Here is a 26,419-nt window from a genome sequence, read left to right as displayed (position 1 = left end):
GTCCCCGCACGCGCTCTGCAAGACTTCTGACGTGAGCGACGACACGACGGCGAGCGAGCCGAAGACCCGCAGAACGGCCCGAGTCCTCGTCTTCGACGAGGACGGGGCGCTTCTGCTGATGAAGCAGCACTGGGGCCGCCGCGTGCGTCCCGCGCGCTGGCTGACGGTCGGCGGGGGCATCGACCCCGGAGAGGATGCCGCGACCGCTGCCGTGCGCGAACTGCACGAGGAGACGGGTCTCCGGGTGGATGGCGTGGGCGAGCCGGTCGCCTTCCGCGACATCGAGCTCCCCCCGGCCGAGGAGTACGAGCGCCGTACGGCGGTGTACTTCGTGCTGCGCACCTCGCGCTTCGAGATCGCCCGGGATGCCTGGACCGCCAGTGAGCAGGACGACATCGTCGACGTGCGCTGGTTCACGCCGGCGGAGCTCGCCGCGTCGGACGACGCCTTCGATCCCGAAGACGTGCGGGGCATCGTGGCCGGCCTCGGATCGGTCGATCCCGTCTGACGACGCGGTCCCGGCTGCGGCGGGGTAACGGTCCGTCGCCGTGTAAGCTCTCCTGTTGGAAGTGTGTCCGAGCGGCCTAAGGAGCATGGCTGGAATCCATGTAGGCGGGGTAACTCGCCTCGCAGGTTCAAATCCTGTCACTTCCGCCACCCGATGAGCCTCACCCCGCAGGGGGTGGGGCTCATCGCCTTTCCCTTGGCGCCCCGCCCCGGATGCCGATTACCCTCCTCTCGGCGGGCCCAGCGCCGTCAGCTGCCGACGGTCTCGCGCTCCGCCTCGACCGCACCCGGGCGCACGACGAGCGAGCGCGGGAACAGGCTCGCCACCAGGCGCCGCGTCCGTGAGGCATCCGCTCGCAGACGAACGCGGATTCGGTCGACCGCGGCGACCAGGGCGGGTCCGCTCGCGGGGTCCACGGCGTCTTCGGCGTAGCTGACGCGTTCCACCGCCGAACGCAGCACACCGACGTCGTCGGCGTCGACGCCGTGATCGCTCGTCAGACGCGCGGCGAAGGCGCGGGGCGACTCGGCTCCGGAGGCCGGGATGCCGAGGTCCACCGCCTCCTCCTGCAGGGCCCGCCACGCCGAGACGGGGTCGCCCGCGCCGGCGGCCGTGAGCCGGCGACGACGCCGCAACACCCGCACGACCGAGGGTGCGAACACCAGCAGCGCGAACGCGAGGGCGACCAGAGTCGGCGCGACCCACGTCGTCGACGACCGTTGTCCGGCGGAGACGCCGGGGCCGTCCTGCTCGCCCAGGTCGGGGCGCCCGGCCTGCGACGGCGCCGTCGAGGGCTGCGCGTCGGGGGAGGCGGCATCCTGCTCGGGGGTGTCGGTCGTCCCCGATCCGCCCGAACCCGATCCGGACGCGAAGTTCGTCGGCACGCCGAGGCTGTTGGTGGGTTCGAAGGGCACCCATCCGATGCCCTCGAACGACACCTCGGGCCACGCGTGCAACTGGCTGGAGCTCACCGTGTACTCGGTGCCGCCCTGTTGCGCGGTGCTCGACGCGGTTCCCGGGAGGTAGCCGATGACGATGCGCGCGGGGATGCCGAGCGAGCGGGCCATCACGGCGAAGGCGGAGGCGTAGTGCACGCAATAGCCCGCGCGCACCTCGAGGAAGTCGGCGACGGCATCCACTCCCGCGCCGTCGAAGCCCGACTCGACGGGGGCGTCGAGCGAGTAGCGGAACTCGCTGCTGCGGAACCACGTCTGCAATGCCAGCAGTTGGTCGTAGGGGGACTGCGCGCCCGCGGTGACCTCGCGCGCGGTGTCACCGATGACGGCGGGCACGTCGTCCGGCAACGACGTCAGCGACGGGTCGAGACCGGGTCCCCCCACCGCGCTCGAGCGGATCTGCTCGAGCGTCGGCCGCGGCACGTCGGCCTGCACCTCGTAGACCTGCTCGCGGGTGGACCCCGCGCGCGTGACGACCGTGCGGTTCTGCGGCATCCCGAGCCAGTCCCCGGTGAGTCCGGTCACGGTGGAGGCGGGGTAGGGCACCGGCAGCCACGGACTGTCGAGCTGGTCGACGGTCACCGTGGTGTCGTAGTCCTCGACGGTCACGCCCTCGGCGACGGCGACCGGGTCGAATACGGCGCCCTCGGCCTGAACGGGCACGGTGTCGGAGCTGTCGGGTTGCCACACGGCGCCGTCGAAGCGCGAGAGGGTCACCGCTCGGAGGTACGGAGCCGTGGGTGCCGTCGTGCGCACGGAGAGCACCTCGACCTCGCGCGGTTGACGCAGGTCGTTGCCGAGCTCGAGGTTGGGGTTGATGGTCGTGCCGATGCCGCCGCTGCCCCCGGTCGCGAAGCGCAGATCCGGTTGGGGCAGGAGCGGGGTGGCGACCACCGCGACGATCACGGCGACGGCGGCGACGCCCAGAGCGGTCGCCGAGACACCCCGCACGCGCGGGGACTCCGATCGCGACGACGCGGTCGCCGCGCGGGCGCGCGTGTCGATGCGCAGCAGGAACAGCAGCGCCGCCGCCAGCAGCACGAATCCCGCGATGTCGATGTCGGAGGGGATGGCGATCGTGGGGATCAACGACACCGCGACCAGGCCGACACCGGCCAGCAGCGGCATCCGGGCGGTCAGCACGACGTGGTCGAGCACCACCGCGAGGCCGGCGATGGCGCCGACCAACAGGAACGACAGACCCGTCTGCGCGTCCACCGGCGCGACACCGACACGGATCTCCTCCGACGCCGCGGCCAGCAGGTCGGGCACCGACGCCAACGTCGCCGGGGTGGGGATGACCCCGAGCAGGGCGGTGGAGCGGCCGAAGATCGCCGTCAGCAGCACGATGCCCACCGCGACCTCGATGACGCTCGCGAGCACCGCCGGCAGTCGTCCGACGCGTACGAGCAGTCCCGCCCCGAGGACGGCGGCCGTGACGAACACGGCCCCCGCGACCCACGGCCCCGGGGCGATGACCGAGAACACCGGTAGCAGGGCACTCGCGATCGCGGCGAACAGTCCGATGGTCAGAAGCATCGCGTCGCGCCGCCGTCGCGGGGTGCGCAGCACCGTGACGTCAGCTGTCGACACGGGCGTACCCCTCTTCCATCGCGTCGTCCCACGCCGCAGCCACGTCGCCCCCGGGCCACAGGACGGCGGCCTTCCATCCTCCGGCCCGCAGGCCCTCGATCTCTGCCCGCTCGGCGACCACGAGCAGCACCGGCAGCGCCGAGTGGTGGGCCACGGCCCCCAGTGCGGTGCGGTCGTCGGGTTCGAGCGTGCCCGTGATCACCACGACGGGACCCGTCAGGGCGGCGGCGGATGCCGGCACCACGCGGCGTGCGGGATCGTCGGTACGAGCGCGCAGGGTGGCGAAACCGGCCGCTGCGGCCCGCGCTTCTCCGTCGTCGCCGCCCTCAACCGGATCGATCAGCAGACTGCCGTCGCTGTCGACGACGTCGACGGTGTACCCCTCGTGCACGAGGCGCGCGATGACCGAGACGCAGGCCGTCACCGCCGTCTCGAAGGCCTCATCGGCGCCCGGGGCGCTCGCTGCGAGCGGGGTCCATCGCGAGAGCGCGCGGTCGAGCACCACCGTGGCCGCCGGGCTCGATTCCTGCTCCTCCTGGCGCACCATGAGGGTGTCGCGGTGAGCGGTCGCGCGCCAGTGGATGCGGCGCATCGAGTCACCCGGGGCGTACGGGCGCGCGACGAGGTTGTCAGACCCCTGCCCCAGCTGCAGCGTCGTCGTCTGCCGGCCGCCACCGGCCTCGCCCGAGGCGCGGGGAAGCGGGGCGAGGTCGACGATGGCGGGCGCGACCGTCACGGGCGTCGTGCGTCCCAGAGCGAGGCGTCGCCGCAGCAGTCCGAACGGATCGGTGGTCGTCACCTCGAGGGGCCCCAGAGCATGGATGCCACGCGTCACGCCGACCATGTCGTAGCGCACCTGCACGGAGGCGCCGGTGCCCGACAGTGCCGACCCGGTGGCCGGAGAGGTGCCCTCAGCGCGGCCCGCGAGGCCCGGGGGAAGAGCATCGGACCACCGGCCCGGGCCGCTCGGCAGGGCGCTGCGCATCCCCGCTCGCACGGTCACCGTCGCGGTGCCGCCGACCTCGGGGACGTCGGGGGAGACGACGCGGGTGACGGCGCCCCCACCGCGCGTGAGCAGGAGGGCGATCGCCGCGGCCACCAGGAGGGCTGTCAGCAGGGTCGCGAAATACAGCAGCTCCGGGATGCCGGCTCGTTCGGCGATCATGAACGCCGCGGCCGCGAGCAGCAGCGCCCCCGTCCCGCGCAGGGTGAAGGGCCACCGGCGTCGCACCACCGACCTCACGGACGCGGCGCGAGGGGCACCCGCACGCTCGCGGCGATACGCTCGAGCGCCTCGACCACGACGGCGGCCCCGGCTCGCCCGCCCGCGGCGGACCGGTTCGGGATCAGGCGGTGCGCGAAAACCGGCGACAGCAGCTCGGTGATGTCGTCGGGGATCACATACGAGCGGGCGTCGAGCGCGGCGCGCACCTTCGCCGCGCGCACGAGCTGCAGGGTCGCGCGCGGGCTCGCGCCGAGACGGATGTCGGGGTGGCTGCGCGTGGCCTGCGCGAGGGCGACGACGTACTCCTCGAGCGCGGGGGCGAGGTGCACGCCGCGCGCCCAGGCGATCATCGCGGTGACCTCTCGTGCCGAGGCGACCGGGGTCAGGCCGTCGAGCGGGTTGACCGCGTCGCGCTGGCGGAGCATGAGCGCTTCGGCCGCGGCATCCGGGTACCCCATCGAGATGCGCATGAGGAACCGGTCGCGCTGCGCCTCGGGGAGGGCGTAGGTGCCCTCCATCTCGAACGGGTTCTGGGTCGCGACGACGAGGAACGGCGAGGGGAGCACGTGCGTGCGTCCGTCGACGGTCACCTGGCGCTCTTCCATCGCCTCGAGCAGCGACGACTGCGTCTTAGGGGAGGAGCGGTTGATCTCGTCTGCGATGACGATGTGGGCGAACACCGCGCCGGGCGTGAACTCGAAGTGCCGCTGCACCGGATTGAACACCGATACGCCGGTGATGTCACCCGGCAGGAGATCGGGGGTGAACTGGATGCGACGCACGTCGGCGTCGATCGTGGCCGCCAGCGCCCGGGCGAGCATCGTCTTGCCGACTCCCGGCACGTCTTCGATGAGCAGGTGTCCCTCGGCGAGGAGGGCGATGAGGGCGCTGCGCACGGCGTGCGGCTTGCCGTCGATGACCTGCCCCACCGAGGCGAGGATCTTCCCGGTCAGGCGGGCGAACTCGTCCGCGTCGAGCGGGGCGTCCAGCACCCCTCGGGCGGGGGCGGAATCGCTGCGGCGCAGCCGCGATGCCGCTTCGGGCGTGACCGTCTCGTCCATGGCATCCCTTGTCTCGCGGGGCAGAGGTGTGTCGCGGGTAGAGGCGCCCCCTTGCAACCGTGACCTGATCGTAACCCGCGCTGCGGGCACCGGGGCTCGATTGCGCAGGACGTTCAGGCGTCACTCGGCGTATGCACCGGCCCCTAGGATCGGGGAGCGTTGGTCCACCCGAGGAGCCCCGCGAATGTCCGAAGCCACCCCGTCCCTTCCCGCTTACACGCACGTGCTCGCCGTCGACATCGGCGGCACCAAAGTCGATGCGGCCCTCGTCTCCCTCGACGGCGAGGTCGTTCGCGAGAGCGTCTCGCGGCGGACGACCGGGCGGAAGGCCGACCGCGACGAGGTCGCGCGCCATGTCCGGGAGGCCGCGATCGCAGCCCTTGCCGCCGCCCCCGACGCCCGAGTCGGCGCGATCGGCGTCGGCAGCGCCGGCCCGGTCGACCTGCCCTCGCGCTCGGTGTCGCCGCTGAACCTCCCGCTGGCCGCGGGCCTGGCCATCGATGACGTGCTCGCGGGCCTCGTCGACGGCCCGATCCATCTCGCCCTCGACGGCACGTGCATCGCGCTCGCCGAGCACTGGCGGGGTGCCCTGGTCGGCTGCGATGACGCCATGGCGATCGTGGTGTCGACGGGCGTGGGCGGCGGATTCGTCATGGGCGGGCAGCCGACCACGGGTGCGAGCGGTAACGCCGGGCACCTGGGTCAGATCTTCGTGCGCACGATCGAGGGCGACGAAGTCGTGGCATCCACTCTCGAGGCCGTCGCCGCCGGCCCCGGCACGGTCGCGTGGGCCCGCGCACAGGGCTGGGAGGGCGAGACGGGGCTCGACCTCGCCGCCTCGCACGCGGCCGGCGACCCCATCGCCCTCGCGGCCGTATCGCGTTCGGCCACCGCCGTCGGTCAGGCCATCGCCTCGGCCGCGACCCTGTGCGACCTCGAGGCCGTCGCCATCGCCGGCGGTTTCTCGCACGTGGCGCCCGATTACATCGATCAGGTGCGCGAGGCAGCCCAGGCGGCGTCGTTGCACGCGTACGCGCGTCGCTGCCGTGTGGTCGGTTCCGGCCTCGACGGCGACGGCCCGTTGTTGGGGGCCGCCGCCCTCGCTCTGCAGTCCTGACGCGCAGCCTCCTCCCCGCAGGGCGGCACGGCGCCCCGCAGGCGGCCCGGCGCCCCGCAGGGCAGCCCTGCGCCCCGGCAGGGCGGGCGTACCCTGAATGGCGAGGGCCGCGCCGCGGACCGGCGAACGAAGGCGGGGGCCATGCGTACGGGATCCAACCTGCCCGCGGTGGGTGAGTACAACCAGACGCTGGTGCTCGACCTGATCCGCCGCTCGCCCGAGGGGCTCAGCCGGGTGGAACTCTCCGCCCGCACAGGTCTGAGCGCCCAGACGTTGAGCAACGTCACCCGGCGTCTCGCCGACGAGGGGCTCATCGTCGAGGCGGGCAAGGTCATCTCGGGCCCCGGCAAGCCCCGGACGCTGCTGAAGCTCGACCCCCGCTCCCGCTTCGCGGTGGGGGTGCACCTCGACCCCGTCGTCGACACGATCGTCGTCGTCGATATGGCGGGCGAGGTCATCGTGCACGACGAGATCCCGCGCACACCTCACGCCACCCCCGCCGAATTGGTGGATGCCGTGGGCGCTGCCGTCGACACGATCGTCGAGCGCGCGGGCATCTCCCGCGATCTCGTGCTCGGTGTGGGTGTGGCCGCTCCCGGCCCCTTCGACGCCCGGGGCGGGCGCCTGCTCGACCCTCCCCTCCTGCCGCAGTGGCACAACGTCAACGTCCGCGAGGACCTCGGCGCGGTGACCGGGCTGCCGGTCCTCGTCGAGAAGGACGTCACCGCGGCGATGATCGGTGAAATGTGGTTCGACCGCTCCGACCGGCTGGCCGACGCGATGTTCCTGTACTACGGCGCCGGCGTGGGGCTCGGCGTGGCCATCGCCGGTGCGCCGGTGCGCGGGCGTACGGGCAACGCCGGCGGCATCGCCCACGTCGTCGTCGACCCCGACGGACCGCGATGCGCGTGCGGGTCGCGAGGGTGCCTCGGTGTGTCGATCGAGCCGCGCGTGCTCCTCGCCGAAGCCGGGTACGACCCGGGCGACGCGGGGGACACGCGCCCCCACCTCGACCGCCTGGTCGACGGTGCGCGCCGGGGCGACTCGCGGGCGGTGGAGGTGCTGGAGCGCGCGGGGGAGCGGATCGCGCGCGCCCTCGTAGTGACCAACAACCTCCTCGACGTCGACGAGGTCGTGCTCGGCGGCCCGGTCTGGGAGCGTCTCGCCGGGGTGCTCGGTGACACGGTGGCCGCCCGGGTGGCCAGCGATCCGGTGTCGACCTCGACGCGGGCGATCGTGGTCCGCCGCTCTCTCGTCGGCCTCGATGTGGCCGCGGTGGGCGCCGCCTGTCTCCTGCTCGACGGCGCGTTCGCGGCGCGACCCGCTCGCATGATGATCGCCCTCTGAGGCGTTTTTCCGCGGTTCACAGGCGTCCGTGGCTGGATCGTTACCGAGAGGACCACACGCGGACTTGCCGAGTTAGTCCATTTGATTTATAAAAGTTCCTGGCGACGCGGTGTCTCCACCCGAGCAAGGGAGCTTCCATGAAGAAACTGACGATGGCGAGCGGTCTTCTGACCGCCACCGCCCTGACCGTGGCTCTGGCCGGCTGCTCCGGCGGCAGCGCCGACGCGGGCGACAGCACGACCATCCGAGTGGCCTACCAGACCACGGCGACCTTCAACGCGATGCAGACGCTGATGGAGACGGCGAAGGAGCAGTACGAGGCCGCGCACGAGGGCATGACCGTCGAGCTCGTCCCGATCCAGGCCGAGGGCGCCGACTACTACACGAAGCTCGCGCTGATGAACAAGTCGGCCAGCACCGCTCCTGACGTGCAGTACGAAGACACGTTCAAGATCCAGTCCGACGCGGCCGCCGGCTACCTGCTGCCCCTCGACGACTACCTGGCCTCATGGGAGGACTGGTCGCAGTTCGCCGAGGGCGCCCAGCAGGCCGGCCTCGGTCCCGACGGCAAGACCTACGGCGTCTCGCTCGGAACCGACACCCGAGGCCTCTGGTACAACAAGGCCATCTTCAGCGCCGCCGGCATCTCGGTGCCGTGGCAGCCGAAGACCTGGGACGATGTGCTCTCCGCCGCCGAGAAGGTCAAGGCGTCGAACCCAGACGTCATCCCGCTCAACGTCTACTCGGGCAAGACCGCCGGTGAGGCAGCGTCGATGCAGGGCCTCGAGATGCTGCTCTACGGCACCGAGGACACCCTCTACGACACCGACAGCAAGAAGTGGGTCGTCGGCAGCCAGGGCTTCAAGGACTCGCTGCAGTTCGTCTCCGACGTCTACCAGGGCGGCCTCGGCCCGTCGCTGCAGCAGGCTCTCGACCCCAACATCTTCACCAGCGTGACCGCCGACTGGCTGCCCTCGGGCAAGCTCGCGATGGCGCTCGACGGCTCATGGCAGTCTGCCGCGTGGGTCGAAGGCGGTTCGGCCGCGTGGCCCGAGTGGAGCGACGCCCTCGGCATCGCCGCCATGCCGACCCAGGACGGCCAGGCTCCCGGCTCGACGAGCATGTCGGGTGGCTGGACCCTCGCCATCGGCAAGAACACCAAGAACGCCGACGCCGCGTGGGACTTCCTCTCGACCGCGGTGAACAAGGACAACGCCACCGCCTACGGCATCGACAACAGCCAGATCGCCGTGCGCGCCGACGTCGCCGAGTCCAGCGAGTACCTCGACGCCAACCCGAGCTTCGAGACCTTCTCGAGCTTCGTCGACACCACGCACTTCCGTCCCGCGACCGAGGACTACGACAAGATCTCGAACCAGATCCAGGTCGCCATGGAGGCCGTCATGACCGGTCAGTCCAGCGTCTCGGACGCTGCCGCCGCCTACGACCAGGCCGTCATCGGCATCGTCGGCGAAGAGAACACCCAGAAGGGCTGACCGTGACCGCCCTGGCTTCCACCGGGGCGACCGGAACCGGCCGGGGGTCGCGCGTGAAGACGCGCGGCCTCCGGTCGTCGGCCCGGGCGCTCCCCCTTCTCCCCGCAGCCCTTCTGCTCGCGGTGTTCCTGCTCGGACCGATCCTCGTGTCGCTGTGGGGTTCGCTCACCAACGCCACCCTCTCGGGTTCGACGGCCGTCGCGAGCGAGTTCATCGGACTCGACAACTACACCCAGCTCTTCAAGGCCCCCGACTTCCCCGTCTCGGTCATCAACACGATCGTCTTCGTGTTCTTCTCCGCCGTCATCGGGCAGAACGTGCTCGGCCTCGCCCTGGCGCTCATGATGCGCTCGGGCAACCGCGTCGTCACCGCGGTCGTCGGCACCATCGTCGTCACGGCGTGGGTGCTCCCCGAGATCGTCGCGGCGTTCGCCGCGTACGCGTTCTTCCGCGATAACGGCACCCTCAACGGCATCCTCGCCCTCTTCGGCGCGGAACCGGTGAGCTGGTTGTTCACGATGCCCGTGCTCATGGTGATCTTCGCGAACATCTGGCGTGGCACGGCGTTCTCGATGATGGTCTACTCCGCGGCCCTCGCCGACGTGCCGCCCGAGATCACCGAGGCCGCCGAGGTCGACGGCGCGAGTGGCATCAAGCGCCTCATCTTCATCACCATCCCCATGATCCGCTCCACCATCGGCACCAACTCGATGATCGTGACCCTGCAGACCCTCTCGGTCTTCACACTGATCTTCGTCATGACCGGCGGTGGCCCCGGCAACGCGAGCACGACCCTGCCGATCCTCGCCTACCAGCAGGGTCTGAAATTCGGGGAGCTGGGCTACGGCACGGCCATCGCCACGATCATGCTGCTCATCGGTGCGGTGTTCTCGTTCTTCTACGTCCGCGCGCTGCGCGAGGAGGTCTCGTCGTGAGTGCCACCACCACACTCCCCGAAGTGACGGGTCGCAGCCGGTCCGTCTCGCGGGCCCCGAAGAAGACCAAGGCGTCTCTGTCGTCGCCGCGCACGCGCGCGCTGAGCGTGCTGAGCAACACGCTGCTGATCGTCGTCGGCATCCTGTTCGTCGTCCCGCTCATCTGGCTCGTCACGGCGTCGCTCGACGCGCAGCCGACGCTGGCGATCAAGATGCCCGAGGTCGTCACGCTCGACAACTTCGCGGCCGTGATGAAGCCCGACCTGCTGTTTCTGCCGCTGTGGAACAGCGTGCTGCTCGCGGGCGGCACGGCCGTCGCCACCGTCGTGCTCGCGTCGCTGGCCGCGTACCCGCTGTCGCGATACAAGATGCGCGTCGGCAAGCCCTTCCTCTATGCGGTGCTCTTCGGCACGTGCCTTCCGATCACCGCGATCATGGTGCCGGTCTACAGCCTGTTCGTGCAGCTGAACCTCATCGACTCCATCGGGGGCACGATCCTCTTCCTCACCGCGAGCGCCCTGCCGATCGCGATCTGGATGATGAAGAACTTCATGGACGGTGTGCCCGTCGAGCTCGAGCACGCGGCCTGGATGGACGGCGCGGGCTCCCTGCGCACGCTCGTGCAGATCGTGCTGCCGCTCATGCGTCCCGGGATCGCCGTGGTGTTCATCTTCACGTTCATCCAGGCGTGGGGGAACTTCTTCGTGCCCTTCGTGCTGCTGCTCAGCCCCGACTACCAGCCGGCCGCCGTCAGCATCTTCAACTTCTTCGGGTCGTTCGGGGCGGTGGCCTACGGCCAGCTCGCGGCCTATTCGATCGTCTACTCCCTGCCCGTCCTCGGCCTGTACGTGCTCGTGCAGCGCGGACTCGGCGGCCCGTCGGCTCTCGCCGGCGCGGTCAAGGGCTGACTCGTCCCCCCAGACAAGGAACATTTCATGCATGACCGCACCGCGCTCACCGAGATGCGCATCGACCGTTTCATCCGCGAGCGCCTCGCCCCGGCCGTCTATCGCGCCCGCCGTCCCCTGACCGTCTCCGCGTGGGAGGCGCCCGGCGAGCCCGTTCCCTTCGACGAGGCTCGGGATGCCGATTACCGCCCCTTCACGATCGGAACGCCGTGGGGCCGGGCGTGGGGGACCACGTGGTTCGCCGTCTCCGGCGAGGTCCCCGCCGACTGGCGCGACGCCGACGGCGCCCTGCCCGAAGGTACGGTCGCCGAGCTCGTCGTCGACCTCGGCTTCACGGCCGGCCAGAGCGGCTTCCAGTGCGAGGCGCTGATCTGGAACCGCGAGGGCGCCCCCATCAAGGGCATCTCACCCTTCAACAACGCCACCCCCGCGGCCATCGACGCCGAGGGACGTGTCGACGTGCTCGTGGAGGCCGCCTCCAACCCCGATGTGGGCAGCCTCTTCACGTTCGAGCCCACGGCGGTGGGCGATCCCGCCACCGCCGGCGACGCGCCTCTCTACACGCTCCGCGAGATGTCGATCGGCCTGCGCGACATGGCGGTGTGGGACCTGCTTCAGGACTTCCGCCTGCTCCACGGGCTGATCGCCGAGCTCGATGCGACCTCCGCCCGCCGCGCGACCCTGATCGAGGGGATGGATGCCGCGATCGACGCAGTCGATCCCCACGACGTCGCCGGCACGGCACAGGCCGGTCGCGACGTGCTGGCCCCTCTGCTGGCCGCGCCCGCGGCATCCAGTGCCCACGTGCTGCACGCGGTCGGTCACGCCCACATCGATTCCGCGTGGCTCTGGCCCGTGCGCGAGACCGCCCGAAAGGTCTCACGCACGTTCAGCAACGTGCTCTCACTCATGGACGAAGACCCCGGGTTCGTCTTCGCGAGCTCCTCGGCGCAGCAGTTCGCGTGGATGAAGGAGCACTACCCGGCCCTCTGGGAGCGGCTGAAGGCCCGCGTCGCCGAGGGGCGCTTCGTGCCCGTGGGCGGCATGTGGGTCGAGTCCGATACCAACATGGTCGGCGGCGAGGCGATGGCCCGCCAGTTCGTGGAGGGCAAGACGTTCTTCCTCGACGAGTTCGGCATCGACACCGAAGAGGTATGGCTGCCCGACTCGTTCGGCTACAGCGGCGCCCTGCCGCAGATCATGAAGGCCGCGGGTGCCCGCTGGTTCCTCACGCAGAAGATCTCCTGGAACGAGACCAACCGCATCCCGCACCACACCTTCCGCTGGGAGGGCATCGACGGCTCGCGCATCTTCACGCACTTCCCGCCCGTCGACAAGTACAACTCCGAGGTGACCGCGGCCGACCTCGCGCACGCCGAGCGCAACTTCGCCGACAAAGGCCGCGCCCGCACCTCGCTGCTTCCCTACGGCTTCGGCGACGGCGGCGGCGGGCCCACCCGAGAGATGACCGCGACGATCGCCCGCACGCACTCCCTCGAGGGTGCCCCGATCGTGAAGCACTCCACCCCGCGGGAGTTCTTCGAGACGGCCGAGGCCGAATACGCCGATCCCGCCGTCTGGGCGGGGGAGCTGTACCTCGAGTTCCACCGCGGCACCTACACGAGCCAACTGCGCACCAAGCAGGGCAACCGTCGCAGCGAGCACCTGCTGCGCGAGGCGGAGCTGTGGGCGGCCACGGCGACCGTGCGCACGGGAGCGGCCTATCCGGCCGAGACGTTCCAGCGGCTGTGGCGTCTGGTCTTGCTGCAGCAGTTCCACGACATCCTGCCCGGCACCTCGATCGCCTGGGTGCACCGGGACGCCGAGCGCAACTACGAAGCGATCGCGGCCGAGCTCGAGCAGGTCATCTCCGCCAGTCTCCGCGCCCTCGTCGGCACGGGTGACCGTGCGATCGTCGCCAATGCGGCCCCGCACCGCCGCGCCGGGGCTCCGGCCCTCGCGATCGCCCCGGCGACCCCCGCGGCCGACGTCGCCCCGCGCGTCGAGGGCGAGGGTTTCGTCCTCGACAACGGCATCGTCCGCGCCGAGATCGACGGCCGCGGGCTGATCGTCTCGCTCGTGGATCTGGCATCCGGGAGAGAGGTCGTTCCCGCGGGCCGGACCGCCGGCCTCTTCGAGGTGTTCCGTGACACCCCCACCCAGTGGGACGCGTGGGACATCGACGAGACCTACCGCCGTCATGCGACGCCTCTCGACTCCGCCGACAGCGTGCGGGTCGACGGCGACGCGATCGTCGTCGAGCGCACCGTCGGCGACTCCACGATCGGCCAGCGCATCGCTCTCGCCGAAGGCTCCCGCACGGTGCGCCTGTCGCTCGACGTCGACTGGCATGAGCGGCAGAAGCTGCTCAAGCTCGGCGTTCCCGTCGACGTGCACACCGACCGGGCGGCATCCGAGATCCAGTTCGGGCACATCGTGCGCCCGACGCACACGAACACGTCGTGGGACTCGGCGCGCTTCGAGACCGCCGCGCACCGCTGGGTGCGCGTGGCCGAGCCGGGCTTCGGCGTCGCCGTGACGAACGACTCCACCTACGGACACGACATCACCCGCCACGAACGCGAGGCCGGTGGCACGTACTCCCTGGTGCGGCTGTCGATCATCCGTTCGGCGATGTTCCCCGACCCGGGCCAGGATCAGGGCGCGCATCACCTCGAGGTCGGCATCGTCGTGGGAGCCGACGTGGTCGACGCGGTCGCCGAGGGCTATCGCACCAATCTGCCGACGCGCGTGGTGACGGATGCCGCCGAGACCATGGTCGCGCCTCTGGTCGCGATCGACGTGCCCGGCGTCGTCGTCGAGGCCGTCAAGCTCGCGCAGGACGGCTCGGGCGACGTGGTCGTGCGGCTGTACGAGGCGCTGGGCGAGCGGACGCGGGCGCACCTCGAGGCGGGCTTCGACGTGTCGGGCGTCACGGAGACCGACCTGCTCGAGCGCGAGGTCGACGCCGCGGCGGTGACGAGCGTCTCGGGCGGCGCCGTCGAGCTCGACCTGCGTCCGTTCCAGCTTGTGACGCTGCGGCTGAAGCGCTGACCGCCGGCGCCCGCGGGCGCGAACGAGACCGGTGCGACCGGGGAGCGCGACGCCCCCGGTCGCACCGTCGTACGCCCGCCGCGCCCGTTCCGTGGCGCGTGCGCGTCACCGCTTGGTGGGGGCGCCGCTCCTGTTCCTCCGCTGGTCTCTGCCGCGCCCTTCGGCGCGCGGGAGGAGATTCCGGGAGCGGAGGAGGGTTGCCGTGGGCACGGTCCTCCGTTCCCGGTTTCTCCTCGGCTGCGTGTCGTGTCGCGCCGGCGCGTGACCGGCGGAGGACGGGGGTGCGGGGAGGAGGGATGCGGCGGCGGCTTCCTCCACTCGTCCCGGGTCCTCCCCTCGTCGCGGCCGACGCCGTGCGTTGAGCGGCCGAAGCGTTGCCGTGGCCTCCGCGCGACCGGGGTCACACGGCCGCGACCGCCATCAGGACCACGGATGCCGCCATCGCGGCGATCTGGGCCCGATCGAGCCGCGCCGGCATCTTCAGCACGGCCGCAAGAGACAAGCCGACGTACCCGATCACAGCGCCCGCGAGCACGGGTCCGAGCCCCGGACCATGCGCGTGGGACGCGGCGGGCCCGCCCATGCCGAGCTGCAGCGCGGCCATCACCACCATCCCCAGGGTGGTGTGCGCGGTCATCAGCGCGGACACCCTCGGTGCCCGCTTCTGACGCGGCCGCCGCCAGATGGCGAGGGCCAGCGCGGCCGCGAGCAGGACCACCGTCCAGTACACCGGCGCGACGAGGCCCGCCACCGCCGCATCCAGCATCGCCAGCAGCATGAGCACGGATGCCGCGACCTCGGGCGGCCGCACCCGCGCGCGGTCGGCTGCCAGACAGCAGGCGCCGACCGCGGCGGGCGCGACCGCCCAGGCGTGGAGGATCTCGCTCATCGCCTCAGCAGTGGCATCCGGAAGCGGGCTCGTCGGACGCGTGGGGACCGTGCCCGTGCGCGTCCGTGTGGGCCATCGGGGCGCAGTGCGTGCTCGCCGGTGCCGGCACGTTGAGCACCGGGTTGCGCTCGAAGAAGTTGTAGGGCTTCAACGTGAACTTCGCGTAATCCATCGGCATGACCGGCCAGTCCTCGTTACGCGGGAAGTGCGTCAGGCCGAAGGTGTGCCAGAGCACGACGTCCTCGCCCACGAGCGGCTCGTCGCCCTCGATGAAGGCCGGGATGCCGGCACCGCCCGGGTGCTGGTTGACGAAATCGCCGGCGGCGTAGCGCTCGTCGGGGTCGTACTTCGTCACGAACAGGTTCTTCGTGGCGAAGGCGGCGCGCGCGGCGATCGAGGAGTCGTCGTCGGCGAGCAGCACGGGCGTCTCGGTGGGGAAGAGCATGTACGACGTCGCCTGCCCGCGCTCGGTGGTCTTCTCGGTCGAGGCGATCTGCCAGACACGGCTGACCGCGCCGTCGGCGAGACGACCCGAGACTTTCTCGGAAGTGATCGCCGTCACCTTCTTGGTGAAGGCGTTGCCGGCGGGGTTGGTCGCCGAGATCGGCACGCGCACCGCGTCGATCTCGTTGACGACATTCGCCACGCCGTCGACGGTCATGTCGAGCCGGGCCGAGAAGAGGTGCTGGTGGTAGGGGGCGCCGAGTCCCGGTGCCACCTCCGACGCGTAGGGGTAGCCCTCGCCCGGGTAGGCCGACGTGAACAGGATGCCGGTGAGCTTCGCCTCGCATTCGATCGTGCCGTCGAGGTAGAGGTACCAGTAGAAGCCGTAGTCGTAGTTGCCCACGGTGGTGAAGAACGAGATGACCAGGCGGCGGGCCCGGCGGACCTCGCTCGCTCCGGTGAAGATGTCGGTGTGCTTCCAGAGGGTGCCGAAGTCCTCCTCGTGCATGCACACCGCGTTGCGGACGGTGCGCGGCATCCCGTTCTCGTCCGACAGCACGGCGTCGACGTAGGTGATGTCGCCGACGCAGTCGCATCCGAGTTCGAGCTCGTTCGTGTAGCGGCCGAACAGGTACTCGCCGGTGTCGAAGTAGTTCTGCCAGAACCGGTTCGGGGCGGGGTCGGCGTAGGGCACGACCATCTCGCTGATCGAACCGCGGTACATCACCGGGCGCCCCGCGAACGAGAGTTGACGCAGGATCAGGCCCTCGCGGGTGTCGAAGCCGATGCGCAGATCCCACTCGCCCCACGTGACGTGCTCGCCGTCGACGGCGAAGCTCGACCCCTCGGGCTGGGTGATGACGATGGGCTTCAGGCCCTCCAGCGCCGGGCCCTGCAACTCGGGGTCGTCGTAGTTGCCGTGCGTCTCGGGCACGGTGAAACCGGGGGTGTCGACGACCTCGATCACGCGGCGGTCGGCGACGTCGATGTAGGCGGTGAGGCCGTCGACGGGGTGGGCCCACGGGTGGTCGGCGGGGTGATCCTGCCGGAACGCGAAGGTGCGCAGCACCCGTCGACCCACCTCGTTCTCGTAGCCGTAGTGCCCCGCCGACAGCGGTACGAGCACGACGTCGGCGGTGGTCAGGCCCCGCGCGGCGAGGGCGGAGACCCAGACCTCGCTCTCGTTCGCGATGACGCCGACCTCCTCGAACTCCGCGTCGAGGATGGGGAGTTGTCCGTCGGAGCCGTCGAGCTCGGTCTCGCGCAGCACGGCGCCCGACGCGAGCGAGACGACGAGGTCGAGCGAGTGCGCCGTGCGCAGGTTCAGCAGCTGCACGCGGGCGCGGCGCTCGGGCGACGGAGCCTCACCGCGCTCCCACGCCAGCACCGCGCCCTTGGGGGCCTCTTCGAGGCCGACGTACGCGAAGCGGGTGGCTTCGTCGACGCCGGGAAGGCCGGCGACGATGGCGTGGACGGCGGTGATCTCGGCGGAGGTGAGGGAGGCGAGGGGGTGGGCGGGCGCGGCGGGGGCGACGAAAGCGGTGGCGGTCGGATCGGTGAGGGTCATGGTGTCTCTCTCGGGTGGAACGGTCGGAACGGGGTCGGGGGGAACAGCGGCGCCGGATGCCGCGGCGTCGGGGGAGGCGCCGCGGGCGCCGCGGCATCCGGAATCACCCGGCGATGGTGTCGGTGAGCTTCGCGTAGGCGGCGGGGCGCCGGCGACGGATCCACGCCGCTTGCGCGTATCCGAGCAGCGGGAAGACGACGACGAGTCCGAGCAGCGACCACGTCACGGCGCCGAAGACCGGAGCCCCGTCGCCGTCGACGTCGCCGACCATGATCGGGAAGTAGACGACGATGATCACCGCCGACGCCAGCAGCCCCAGGAAGCCCAGCGCGGGGGCGACGATCGTGTTCCACACCCGGCGATCGGCGCGGGTGCGGGCGAAGTAGACGATCACCGCGACAGAGGTCGCCGCCATCAGCACCGCGATGGCGAGGGTCGCCACCCCGGCGAACCACGTGAACACCTGCAGCAGCGGGTCGAGGTTCAGCACGGCGAACACCACCGTGAGCACGCCCGCGGTCGCGGTCTGCACGATCGACGAGACGTGGGGCGACAGGTGGCGCGCGTGCACGGCGCCCACGCGGTCGGGCAGCACCCCCGCGCCCGCCATCGCGTGCTGATAGCGGGTGAGCACGTTGTGGAACGACAGCACGCACGCGAACATCGACGTCAGCAGCAGCACGTTGACGACGATCTCGCCTACGGTGCCGAGATAGATCGCGACGGTGCGGAGCATGAGGGTGCCGGGATCGGCGGCGGCCTCCATGATCCCGCCGGGCCCCCAGGCCATCACCAGGCCCCACGAGGCCAGCGTGTAGAAGATGCCGATGCCGATGACCGCGCCGTACGTGGCCCGGGGGATGGTGCGGTCGGGATCGCGCGCTTCGTCGCGGAAGATGGCCGTCGCCTCGAATCCGATGAAGGCCGCGATGGCGAACATGAGACCCACGCCCGGGGAGCCGCTGAAGACGTTGGCCGGCTCGAAGGGGGCGGCGCTCAACCCTTCGGGTCCGCCGTTCACCACCACGGCGGCGACGAGCGCCAGCACGATGGCGACCTCGGCCACCAGCAGCACGCCGAGCACCTTGCTCGAGAGGTCGATGTGCCGGTAGCCCAGGATGCCGACGAGTCCGACGGTCAACAGCGCGTAGAGCCACCACGCCACCGCGGGTCCGCCGAGCGACACGACGGTGATGCTCAAGAGGTAGCCGATGTAGCCGTACACCGACACCTGGATGGTCGTGTAGGTCAGCATCGCCGTCCACGCGGCGGCGAGGCCCGACGGCCGGCCCAGGCCGTAGCCGATGTAGGTGAAGAAGGCGCCGGGCCGCGGCACGTGCCGGGTCATCGCGGCCAAGCCCACCGCGAACAGCAGCAGGATGACGGCGCTGACGGCGTACAGCGTCGGGAAGCCCGCACCGTTTCCGATCAGGATGCCGAGGGGGGCGGCGCCGCCGACGACGGTGAGCGGTGAGGCCGCGGCGACGACCATGAAGACGATGGCGGTGACGCCGAGGGAGCCCTGCAGGGTCCGCTTCGCCGACGCCGCCACCCCCTGCGATTCGAGTTGGGTCATATCGGTTCCTCCGGGTTCGGGTGTGCAACCGACAGTGCTCCTCCGCCGTTGCGCGACCGTGAGGGGCGCGTGAAGGTGTCGTTCCCGCGACTGAGACCGACGGCGGCGGTCGTCTCATTCGGGGGACACGCCCCTGAAACACGGGTGTCGCCGAGCCGCAACCGCCGCGGCGTACCGTCGGCTCATCCCGACGGAGATGACATGACCGCACTCTCCCGCGCCATCGCGCGGCCCGCTCCCGTCGCCGGCTTCGGCGAGCGCTCGCCGTTGCACGGCCTGGAGCGGCGGCGCATCGGGGTCCTCGACCTGGCGGCGCAGTCGGTGGCAGCCGTGGCTCCCGCGGCCGCCGCGACCACGGTGGTGCTGCTGGTGGCCGGGGTGGCACCGGGCATGACCGTGGCGGCCATCGTCGCCGCAGCGGTGCTGAGCCTGGGCGTCGCCCGCACTGTCGCGCAGTTCGCGAGACGGTTCGCCGCGGCCGGCGGGCTGTACACCTACACGGCCCGCGGCCTCGGAACCCGCGCGGGTCTGGCCGCCGGAGCCGCGATCGTCACGGGCTACGCGGCCGTGGCCATGTTCGCCCTGCTCGGCGGCGCCTACTACGGCACGTACTTGCTCGCCGGGCTCTGGCCCGCGCTCGATCGACCGCTCGTCGCGGCGGGTGCCGTCGTCGTCGAGACGGCGATCGTGGCGTTCGTGCTCGTCCGCGGCATCCATGTGTCGGCGCGCGTCGCTCTCGTCGTGGAGGTGCTGTCGGTGGCGCTCATCGTGGTTCTGCTCGGAGTCCTCCTGCTGTACGTCGGCCCGCTCGACGTCGGTTCGGTGCTCGCGATGCCCTCGACGGGCGGCGAGGCCGTCGCCCTCGCCGCCGGAGCGGTCGTCGCCGTCACCGCGTTCGTCGGGTTCGAGTCGGCCACGACGCTGGGGGTCGAGGCCGTCTCGCCGTTGCGCAACGTTCCGCGGGCGATCACGGGCACCGTCGTCATCTCGGGTGCGCTTTTCGTGCTCGCGGCCGTGACGCAGGTCGCGGGGTTCGATGCGCTGGGGGCTGACCTCGCCGCGTCCGCCTCGCCGCTGAACGACCTCGCCGCCGCCTACGGCCTGGGCGGGTGGGGGGTCATCGCCGACGTCGGCATCGCCGCGTCGTTCGTCGCGTGCGCCATCGGCTCCACCACCGCGCTCGTACGCGTGCTGTTCGCGCTGAGCCGCGACGGTGTGCTCCCGACGCGCTTCGGCGCCACGCACCGGCGCTTCGGCACGCCCGCGGCCGCCGTCTCTCTCGCCCTCCCGCTCATCGCGGCCGTGCCGCTGCTGCTGATGGGCGGAGGTGTCGACATGCGTGACGCCATGCACGCGACACTGTCGGTCGGGGCCGCGGGCTACATCGTCGCCTACATCCTGGTGTGCGTGGCCGCCCCGGTGTTCCTGCGCCGGATCGGCGAGCTCACGCTTCTCCCGACGGTCGTAGCCGCCTTCTCGGCCGCGGCCCTCACGGCGGCCCTGATCGCGTTCTTCGTCGACGACACCGCGACCGGGGGCGTGGGCCTCGCCGTGGTCAGCGTGATCGCGGTGGTGTTCGGGGTGATCGTGATCGTGCTGCGGCGACGGCACGGGTCGGGATCGATCGGCGCGTACGACGAGCCGACCGCGTCCGAGGTCCTCGGGGGAGTGCCGTCGCCGAGGCCGTCGAGCGATGCGTGAGCGCACGGCGCCGGCGCTCAGCGCTCGCCAACCGGGCGCCGTGCACTCGGCGCTGTCGGTGCTGGAGGCCGTCGCGCACCTCGGGGCGGGCGTCACCGCGCAACGCCTATCGGCCGAGCTGGGTCTGCCGCGCGCGACGACCTACCGGCTGCTGAACCTGCTGGTCGAAGACGAGTTCCTCGTGCGCACTCCGGATCTCGCGGGTTTCGCGCTGGGGGCCAAGGTCGCGCAGTTGGCCGCGGTGGCCGCTCCGCCCGTGCGCCTGTCGTCGGCCGCGCGGGCGGTGGTCGACGACGCCCGTCACCGTGTGCGCGGCGGAGTGCACGTCGTCCTCTTCGTCAATGGACGCATCGTGGTCGTCGATGCCGACCCCGACTTCCCGCTGTCCGACCACGCCCGTCTCACGCGGGAGCCGGGGCGCTTCGCGCTCGGGCGCCTGATGCTGGTCGACGATCCCTCCGCGCAGAGCGCGGCCGCCGAGGCCGCCCGTGCGGATCTCGCGCGGTGGGGGGCGACGCGCCAGAGCGGCGAGCTGGCGGCGGCTTCCGGCTGTCTGGCGGTTCCCTTGCGTGACGACGCGGGTCGACTCGCGGGGGCGCTGGGCTTCTCGGGACCACGTCATCGCGTCGACGAGCCCGACACGGTGCTGGCGGCCCTGCGTCCGGCAGCCGACGCCCTCGCTCCGCTCGTGGTGTGACGGGCGTCCGCGCCCGGTACTCGACCCGCCCGGTGCTCTCCGCCCTATGCCGCGGGCGGGACGAGCGCCGCGGGTCGGGTAGGCTGTACTCGGCTCTCCGCGTGGCGGCATCCAGGCCAACTCCCCCAGGACGGAAACGTAGCAAGGGTAACCAGGCTCTACCGGGTGCGCGGAGGGTCTTTTTCTTTGCCCGCGGAGGGATGTCGAACCCTCAGCCCCGGGCGAAGGGCCCCTCGAGTACGGCCCACTGCAGCAGCATGATCGTCTTCGCGTCCTGGATCGAGCCGTTGCGAATCATCGTCAGCGCGTCGTCGATGTGATGTTCGATGATCTCGATCTCCTCGCCCTCTTCGACGAGGCCGCCGCGGTCGCCGCGTCGCGTGGAGCCGTCGTAGGCCGCAGCGAAGAAGTGCAGTCGCTCGGTCACCGACCCCGGACTCATGTAGACGTCGAAGACGTGTTGCACGTCGTCGACGCGCACACCGGTCTCCTCTTCGGCCTCGCGACGGATCGCCGTGACCGGGTCGTCGTCGTCGAGCAGCCCCGCGGCCGTCTCGATGAGCATGCCGTCGGGGTGATCGTTCACGTAGACCGGATAGCGGAACTGCCGGGTGAGCAGCACGGTGCGCCGCGTGGGGTCGTAGAGGAGGACCGTCGCGCCGTTGCCCCGGTCGTAGGTCTCGCGCTTCTGGGTGACCCACTCCCCGTCGTCGCCGCGGTAACGGTACGTCGTGGCGCGCAGCACGTGCCAGCCGGCGGCCAGCAACTCGACGTCATCGACGATCACCCGTGGGTTGCGGTCGAGGTCGCGACCGGTCAGGTGCAGGCCGCTCCGGCCGCGGTGGTCGGGGACGGTGGTGCCGGGGAGGGGAGCCGAGGGGGTCACGCTCGCGAGCCTAGACGCGCGGCACCCCTGATCACTCGACGACGAAACAACCCCCGAGCGATGTCGGGCCCCCGCAATAGGCTGGGGCACGTGACGCAGAGCATCTACATCACGTCGGCAGAAGGTCATTCGGGCAAGTCCTCCGTGGCGCTGGGCGTGCTCGACGCGCTCAGCCGCGTCACGCCGCGCGCGGGGGTGTTCCGGCCGATCGCGCGTTCCACCGCCGAGCGCGACTACGTGCTCGAGATGCTGCTCGACCACGACAGCGTCGACCTCGCGTACGACGACTGCGTCGGCGTCACCTACGACGACGTGCGCGACGACGCCGATGCGGCGCTCGCGCGCATCGTCGAGCGCTACAAGGCGGTCGAGGCGCAGTGCGACGCCGTCGTCATCATCGGCAGCGACTACACCGACGTGGGCAGCCCCGCCGAGCTCGCGTACAACGCCCGCATCGCCGCCAACCTCGGGGCGCCGGTACTGCTCGTGCTCGGAGGCCGCGCGCAGCAGGGACACAGCGAGACGCTGGGCCTATCCGTGGCCCGCACCCCGCAAGAGGTCGGGCAGATCGCCTCGCTCGCCATCTCCGAGTTGCAGCACGAGCGCGCGGCGTTGTTCGCGGTGATCGCCAACCGCGCCGACGCCGATCTCCTCGACGAGGTCGTGGCATCCGTGCGTCACGTCGTCGACACCGCGGTAGTCGACTCCGCCGTCGCGGGCGGGTCCGCCGAGCGACGCAACGTGCCGGTGTGGGCGCTGCCCGAAGACCGCTTCCTCATCGCCCCCTCGATGCGCGGCGTGCTGCGCTCGGTCGAGGGCGAGCTGATCAAGGGCGATCCGGCGCTGCTCACCCGTGAAGTGCTGGGCGTCGTGGTCGCGGGCATGTCGATGGTCAACGTGCTGCCGCGTCTGAAGGAATCCGCGGTCGTCGTGATCCCCGCCGACCGCACCGAAGTGCTGCTGGCAGCCCTGCTCGCCAACGCCTCGGGCACTTTCCCCTCGCTCGCGGGCATCGTGCTCAACGGCGGGTTCGAGCTGCCCGACGCGATCGTGCGCCTCATCGACGGCCTCGGCTCGCCCCTGCCGATCATCGCCACCGACCTCGGCACCTATGACACCGCCGTGCGCATCATGAACACCCGCGGGCGCCTCGCCGCCGACTCCCAGCACCGCTACGACACCGCCCTCGCGCTGTTCGAGCGCCACGTCGACACCGAGCAGCTCACCCGCGAGCTGGGCGTCGCGCGCCCGAGCGTGGTCACCCCGCTGATGTTCGAGTACGGCCTCGTCGACCGCGCCCGCACCGACAAGCGCCGCATCGTCCTCCCCGAGGGAAGCGATGACCGGGTGCTCCGCGCCGCGGCCACCGTGCTCGCGCGCGGCATCGCCGATCTGACCATCCTCGGCGAGCCGATCGAGGTGCGCGGGCGGGCGATCGAGCTCGGTATCGACATCCGTGATGCCGAGGTGCTCAGCCCCTTCGACGCCGTGTACGTCGAGAAGTTCGCCACCGAATACGCGCGGCTGCGCGCCCACAAGGGCGTCACCCACGCCCAGGCCGCCGACACGGTCACCGACGTGTCGTACTTCGGCACCCTCATGGTGCACCTGGGTCTCGCCGACGGCATGGTCTCGGGTGCGGCGCACACCACGGCCCACACCATCCGGCCGGCCTTCGAGATCATCAAGACCGCCCCGGGCGTCTCGGTCGTCTCGAGCGTCTTCCTGATGGCGCTCGCCGACCGTGTGCTCGTCTACGGCGACTGCGCCGTCATCCCCGACCCCACCAGCGAGCAGCTCGCCGACATCGCGGTCTCGTCGGCGGCGACGGCCGAGCAGTTCGGTATCGACCCCCGCGTGGCGATGCTGTCGTACTCGACGGGCGAGTCCGGCACGGGCGCCGACGTCGAGAAGGTGCGCAGCGCCACCGCTCTCGTGCGCGAACGGGCCCCCGAACTGCTGGTCGAAGGGCCCATCCAGTACGACGCGGCCGCCGACGCGGCCGTCGCACGGGCCAAGATGCCCGGCTCCGCGGTGGCCGGACGCGCGACGGTGTTCGTCTTCCCCGATCTGAACACCGGCAACAACACCTACAAGGCCGTGCAGCGCTCCGCGGGCGCGGTGGCCATCGGTCCCGTCCTGCAGGGCCTGAACAAGCCCATCAACGACCTTTCGCGCGGCGCGCTCGTCGACGACATCGTCAACACCATCGCGATCACGGCGATCCAGGCTCAGGGAAGCCCGGCCACCGAGGCTCCCGCAGAAAGGAGCGCGTCGTGAGCGTCGTCCTCGTCGTCAACAGCGGTTCGTCGTCGTTCAAGTACCAGCTGCTCGACATGGAGCACGAGCACGTGCTCGCATCCGGGCTGGTCGAGCGCATCGGCGAACCCTCGACGGGCTCTGGGTCCGGGGGGACGGCGACGCACACCGTCAAGGCGGCCGCGCTGGCCGACGCCGACGGCCCCGCGCCGACCGTGACCGACGCCACGTACACGATCGAGCGCGAGATCCCCGACCACACCGCGGGGTTCGCCGTCATGCTCGAGGCCTTCGCCGCGCACGGCCCCTCTCTCGAGGAGCGGGCTCCCGTCGCCGTCGGGCACCGCGTCGTGCACGGCGGAGCGCGCTTCTTCGAGCCCACCGTCGTCACCCCGCTCGTCGAGATCAACATCGACGAGCTTTCGGTGCTCGCACCGCTTCACAACCCGGCCAACCTGGCCGGCATCGTCGCGGCCAAGAAGGCGTTCCCCGACGTCCCCCACGTCGCGGTCTTCGACACCGCGTTCCATCAGTCGCTCGCGCCCGAGGCCTATACGTACGCCATCGACCGCGAGGTCGCCGAAGCCCATCGCATCCGTCGCTACGGCTTCCACGGCACGAGTCACAAGTTCGTCAGCGAGGCCGCTGCCGCCTTCGTGGGGCGGCCGCTGGGCGAGCTCAAGCAGATCGTCTTCCATCTCGGCAACGGCGCATCGGTCGCCGCGATCGAGGGGGGCCGATCCATCGACACGTCGATGGGCCTCACCCCGCTCGAGGGCCTCGTGATGGGCACCCGCTCGGGCGACCTCGACCCGGCGGTGCTCCTGCAGCTGGCGCGTCGCGCCGACATGTCGACCGCCGATCTCGACACCCTCCTCAACAAGCGTTCGGGCCTGCTGGGCCTCGCCGGGGTGTCCGACATGCGCGACATCGGAGAGCGACGCGACGCCGGCGACCCGGCCGCCCAGCTCGCCTTCGATGTCTACATCCACCGCCTCCGTGCTTACGCGGGCGCCTATCTCGCTCAGCTCGACGGTGTCGACGTCATCTCGTTCACGGCCGGTGTGGGCGAGAACGCGGCCGCCGTGCGGGCTGAGGCGATGGCCACGCTCGGATTCGCCGGCGTCGAGATCGATCCCGAGCGCAACGCCCGCCGCGAGCGCGGCATCCGTCGCATCTCCACCGACGCCTCGCGCGTCGAGGTCCTCGTGGTGCCCACCGACGAAGAACTCGAGATCGCCCGGCAGACGCTGTCGGTCACGGCCTGACGCCGGACCAGCCCGACGATCGATCCGGCCGGTGGCAGCCGTCAGACGCCGGCCAGCGCCATATGCACTTGATAGCGGTCGCCGCGGTACCACGACGTGACGTGTTCGACGGGGATGCCGCTCGCGCGCGACGTGCGCCGGAACACCAGCACCGCCGACCCCGGGACGACGTCGAGCGAGGTGGCGGTGTCGCCGCTGACGGTCTCCGCCCACACCGTCTGCTCGGCGGCGTCGATGCGCACGCCGTATCGCTCCGCGAGCACGCCGTAGAGGGATCCGCTCAGTTCCCGTTCGCCGAGGTCCGGTGCGACGCGAGGCGAGTACCAGCCGAGTTCGAGAGCCATCGGGATGCCGTTGGCCAGACGCAGGCGCTCGATGCACCAGGCCGTCTCGCCGTCGTTCAGCGCGAGAGCTGCGCGAACGTCGAGCGGCGGCACGGCTGATTCGATGTGCCGCACGAGCGTCGTCGCCACCATGCCGCGGCGGCGCATGTCTTCGGTGAAGGAGGCGAGGTGCAGGTGCGACTGCACACGTTCGCCCGCGACGAAGGTGCCCTTCCCCTGCACGGTGTAGAGCTTCTGCTCCTCGATGAGCTGACGCAGCGCCTCGCGGACGGTCGCGCGGCTGACGCCGTGTCGGGCGGAGAGCTCTCGCTCCGATGGGATGACCGCGTGCGCGGGCCACGTGGTGCCGATGTCCGAGAGGAGGATGGCGCGCAGCTGGGCGTGCTTGGGGACGGGTCCGGGCGTGACGGCGGCGGTCGGGGCGTCGGCCTCGCGGAGACGGGTCATGACGACGTCGGCTTTCGGTGTTGACACGGTCGGCTCCGGCGACTACTTTCACTGGTACGTACCAGTACGACCCAGCGAGCAGACCATGGGGCGGGCAAGTGTTTCACCTCCCAGCCTATGCGCGTTCGGTGGTGCGTACCG

19 protein-coding genes, 1 tRNA gene and 1 other RNA gene are annotated in these 26,419 nt (G+C 71.2%); 13 read left to right on the top strand and 8 right to left on the bottom strand.

Annotated features, from left to right (window positions below; translation table 11 throughout):
* Positions 1-31 precede the first annotated feature (31 nt).
* Together ACXKZF_RS12040 and ACXKZF_RS12035 are read left to right on the top strand one after the other, a co-directional pair.
* Positions 32-508: an NUDIX hydrolase gene (locus ACXKZF_RS12040; protein ID WP_488984341.1), complete on the top strand. Its 477-nt coding sequence runs from the start codon at positions 32-34 to the stop codon at positions 506-508.
* A 57-nt stretch (positions 509-565) separates the two neighbouring features.
* Positions 566-657, top strand: a tRNA-Ser gene (locus ACXKZF_RS12035).
* A gap of 99 nt (positions 658-756) precedes the next feature.
* Here ACXKZF_RS12035 and ACXKZF_RS12030 read toward each other — a convergent pair.
* From ACXKZF_RS12030 to ACXKZF_RS12020, 3 genes are read right to left on the bottom strand one after another with little or no spacing between them, the layout of a single operon-like run.
* Positions 757-3,057: a transglutaminase TgpA family protein gene (locus ACXKZF_RS12030; protein ID WP_488984340.1), complete on the bottom strand. Its 2,301-nt coding sequence runs from the start codon at positions 3,055-3,057 to the stop codon at positions 757-759.
* Positions 3,044-4,300: a DUF58 domain-containing protein gene (locus ACXKZF_RS12025; protein ID WP_235561270.1), complete on the bottom strand. Its 1,257-nt coding sequence runs from the start codon at positions 4,298-4,300 to the stop codon at positions 3,044-3,046. Before ACXKZF_RS12025 ends, ACXKZF_RS12030 begins: the two co-directional genes overlap by 14 nt.
* Entirely contained in the window at positions 4,297-5,343 is a 1,047-nt protein-coding gene (locus ACXKZF_RS12020; protein WP_243224171.1) for an AAA family ATPase, read from the bottom strand. Before ACXKZF_RS12020 ends, ACXKZF_RS12025 begins: the two co-directional genes overlap by 4 nt.
* A gap of 184 nt (positions 5,344-5,527) precedes the next feature.
* On the opposite strand from ACXKZF_RS12020, the gene ACXKZF_RS12015 reads away from it, so the two are divergent.
* The 6 genes from ACXKZF_RS12015 (at position 5,528) to ACXKZF_RS11990 (ending at position 14,200) form a co-directional block, all read left to right on the top strand.
* A complete protein-coding gene (locus tag ACXKZF_RS12015; protein ID WP_488984339.1) occupies positions 5,528-6,460 on the top strand; it encodes an ROK family protein in 933 nt (310 codons plus the stop codon).
* A 141-nt stretch (positions 6,461-6,601) separates the two neighbouring features.
* Complete coding sequence (locus ACXKZF_RS12010) at positions 6,602-7,807, top strand: ROK family transcriptional regulator (protein ID WP_055956313.1); 1,206 nt, start codon at positions 6,602-6,604, stop codon at positions 7,805-7,807.
* Between the two features lie 137 nt (positions 7,808-7,944).
* Positions 7,945-9,303 carry an extracellular solute-binding protein gene (locus ACXKZF_RS12005; protein WP_055956316.1) on the top strand — a complete coding sequence of 453 codons (1,359 nt, stop codon included), beginning with the start codon at positions 7,945-7,947 and terminating at the stop codon, positions 9,301-9,303.
* A gap of 2 nt (positions 9,304-9,305) precedes the next feature.
* A complete protein-coding gene (locus ACXKZF_RS12000; protein ID WP_055956318.1) occupies positions 9,306-10,238 on the top strand; it encodes a carbohydrate ABC transporter permease in 933 nt (310 codons plus the stop codon).
* Positions 10,235-11,146: a carbohydrate ABC transporter permease gene (locus ACXKZF_RS11995; protein ID WP_374108669.1), complete on the top strand. Its 912-nt coding sequence runs from the start codon at positions 10,235-10,237 to the stop codon at positions 11,144-11,146. The genes ACXKZF_RS12000 and ACXKZF_RS11995 overlap by 4 nt, the downstream gene beginning before the upstream one ends.
* Before the next feature lie 27 nt (positions 11,147-11,173).
* Positions 11,174-14,200 carry an alpha-mannosidase gene (locus ACXKZF_RS11990; RefSeq protein ID WP_488984338.1) on the top strand — a complete coding sequence of 1,009 codons (3,027 nt, stop codon included), beginning with the start codon at positions 11,174-11,176 and terminating at the stop codon, positions 14,198-14,200.
* Between the two features lie 400 nt (positions 14,201-14,600).
* Here the strand turns inward: ACXKZF_RS11990 and ACXKZF_RS11985 are convergent, their stop codons facing one another.
* The 3 genes from ACXKZF_RS11985 to ACXKZF_RS11975 form a co-directional block, all read right to left on the bottom strand.
* The gene (locus ACXKZF_RS11985; protein WP_243224174.1) at positions 14,601-15,089 is read right to left on the bottom strand and encodes a hypothetical protein; all 489 of its coding nucleotides are present in this window, start codon (positions 15,087-15,089) and stop codon (positions 14,601-14,603) included.
* A gap of 4 nt (positions 15,090-15,093) precedes the next feature.
* The gene (locus tag ACXKZF_RS11980) at positions 15,094-17,100 is read right to left on the bottom strand and encodes a primary-amine oxidase (RefSeq protein WP_488984337.1); all 2,007 of its coding nucleotides are present in this window, start codon (positions 17,098-17,100) and stop codon (positions 15,094-15,096) included.
* Positions 17,101-17,203: 103 nt separating this feature from the next.
* Complete coding sequence (locus ACXKZF_RS11975) at positions 17,204-18,676, bottom strand: APC family permease (RefSeq protein WP_055956329.1); 1,473 nt, start codon at positions 18,674-18,676, stop codon at positions 17,204-17,206.
* A 201-nt stretch (positions 18,677-18,877) separates the two neighbouring features.
* On the opposite strand from ACXKZF_RS11975, the gene ACXKZF_RS11970 reads away from it, so the two are divergent.
* The 3 genes from ACXKZF_RS11970 (at position 18,878) to ffs (ending at position 21,259) form a co-directional block, all read left to right on the top strand.
* The gene (locus tag ACXKZF_RS11970; RefSeq protein ID WP_488984336.1) at positions 18,878-20,377 is read left to right on the top strand and encodes an APC family permease; all 1,500 of its coding nucleotides are present in this window, start codon (positions 18,878-18,880) and stop codon (positions 20,375-20,377) included.
* Entirely contained in the window at positions 20,370-21,074 is a 705-nt protein-coding gene (locus tag ACXKZF_RS11965; protein ID WP_488984335.1) for a helix-turn-helix domain-containing protein, read from the top strand. Before ACXKZF_RS11970 ends, ACXKZF_RS11965 begins: the two co-directional genes overlap by 8 nt.
* An 88-nt stretch (positions 21,075-21,162) precedes the next feature.
* An RNA gene (gene ffs / locus ACXKZF_RS11960) (signal recognition particle sRNA small type) lies at positions 21,163-21,259 on the top strand.
* Positions 21,260-21,285: 26 nt separating this feature from the next.
* On the opposite strand, the gene ACXKZF_RS11955 is transcribed toward ffs, so the two are convergent.
* Complete coding sequence (locus ACXKZF_RS11955) at positions 21,286-21,960, bottom strand: NUDIX domain-containing protein (RefSeq protein ID WP_055956336.1); 675 nt, start codon at positions 21,958-21,960, stop codon at positions 21,286-21,288.
* Between the two features lie 90 nt (positions 21,961-22,050).
* Between ACXKZF_RS11955 and pta the strand changes: the two genes are divergently transcribed.
* The gene (pta, locus tag ACXKZF_RS11950; RefSeq protein WP_243224180.1) at positions 22,051-24,240 is read left to right on the top strand and encodes a phosphate acetyltransferase; all 2,190 of its coding nucleotides are present in this window, start codon (positions 22,051-22,053) and stop codon (positions 24,238-24,240) included.
* The gene (locus tag ACXKZF_RS11945) at positions 24,237-25,487 is read left to right on the top strand and encodes an acetate/propionate family kinase (protein ID WP_488984334.1); all 1,251 of its coding nucleotides are present in this window, start codon (positions 24,237-24,239) and stop codon (positions 25,485-25,487) included. The genes pta and ACXKZF_RS11945 overlap by 4 nt, the downstream gene beginning before the upstream one ends.
* 41 nt (positions 25,488-25,528) lie before the next feature.
* Here the strand turns inward: ACXKZF_RS11945 and ACXKZF_RS11940 are convergent, their stop codons facing one another.
* Positions 25,529-26,278 (bottom strand): GntR family transcriptional regulator, encoded by a 750-nt coding sequence (locus ACXKZF_RS11940; RefSeq protein WP_488984333.1) that lies wholly within the window; start codon positions 26,276-26,278, stop codon positions 25,529-25,531.
* Positions 26,279-26,419 lie beyond the last annotated feature (141 nt).

It is taken from the genome of Microbacterium sp. ABR10 (genome assembly GCF_057812175.1).
This window is presented reverse-complemented; position numbering and strand designations above follow the sequence as displayed.

Coding starts and splice junctions, on each gene's coding strand:
- ACXKZF_RS11940 (WP_488984333.1), bottom strand. CDS start 26,278: ATGACCCGTCTCCGCGAGGCCGACGCCCCGACCGCCGCCGTCACGCCC.
- ACXKZF_RS12005 (WP_055956316.1), top strand. CDS start 7,945: ATGAAGAAACTGACGATGGCGAGCGGTCTTCTGACCGCCACCGCCCTG.
- ACXKZF_RS11975 (WP_055956329.1), bottom strand. CDS start 18,676: ATGACCCAACTCGAATCGCAGGGGGTGGCGGCGTCGGCGAAGCGGACC.
- ACXKZF_RS11990 (WP_488984338.1), top strand. CDS start 11,174: ATGCATGACCGCACCGCGCTCACCGAGATGCGCATCGACCGTTTCATC.
- ACXKZF_RS12020 (WP_243224171.1), bottom strand. CDS start 5,343: ATGGACGAGACGGTCACGCCCGAAGCGGCATCGCGGCTGCGCCGCAGC.
- ACXKZF_RS11970 (WP_488984336.1), top strand. CDS start 18,878: ATGACCGCACTCTCCCGCGCCATCGCGCGGCCCGCTCCCGTCGCCGGC.
- ACXKZF_RS12010 (WP_055956313.1), top strand. CDS start 6,602: ATGCGTACGGGATCCAACCTGCCCGCGGTGGGTGAGTACAACCAGACG.
- ACXKZF_RS11965 (WP_488984335.1), top strand. CDS start 20,370: ATGCGTGAGCGCACGGCGCCGGCGCTCAGCGCTCGCCAACCGGGCGCC.
- ACXKZF_RS11985 (WP_243224174.1), bottom strand. CDS start 15,089: ATGAGCGAGATCCTCCACGCCTGGGCGGTCGCGCCCGCCGCGGTCGGC.
- ACXKZF_RS12015 (WP_488984339.1), top strand. CDS start 5,528: ATGTCCGAAGCCACCCCGTCCCTTCCCGCTTACACGCACGTGCTCGCC.
- ACXKZF_RS11980 (WP_488984337.1), bottom strand. CDS start 17,100: ATGACCCTCACCGATCCGACCGCCACCGCTTTCGTCGCCCCCGCCGCG.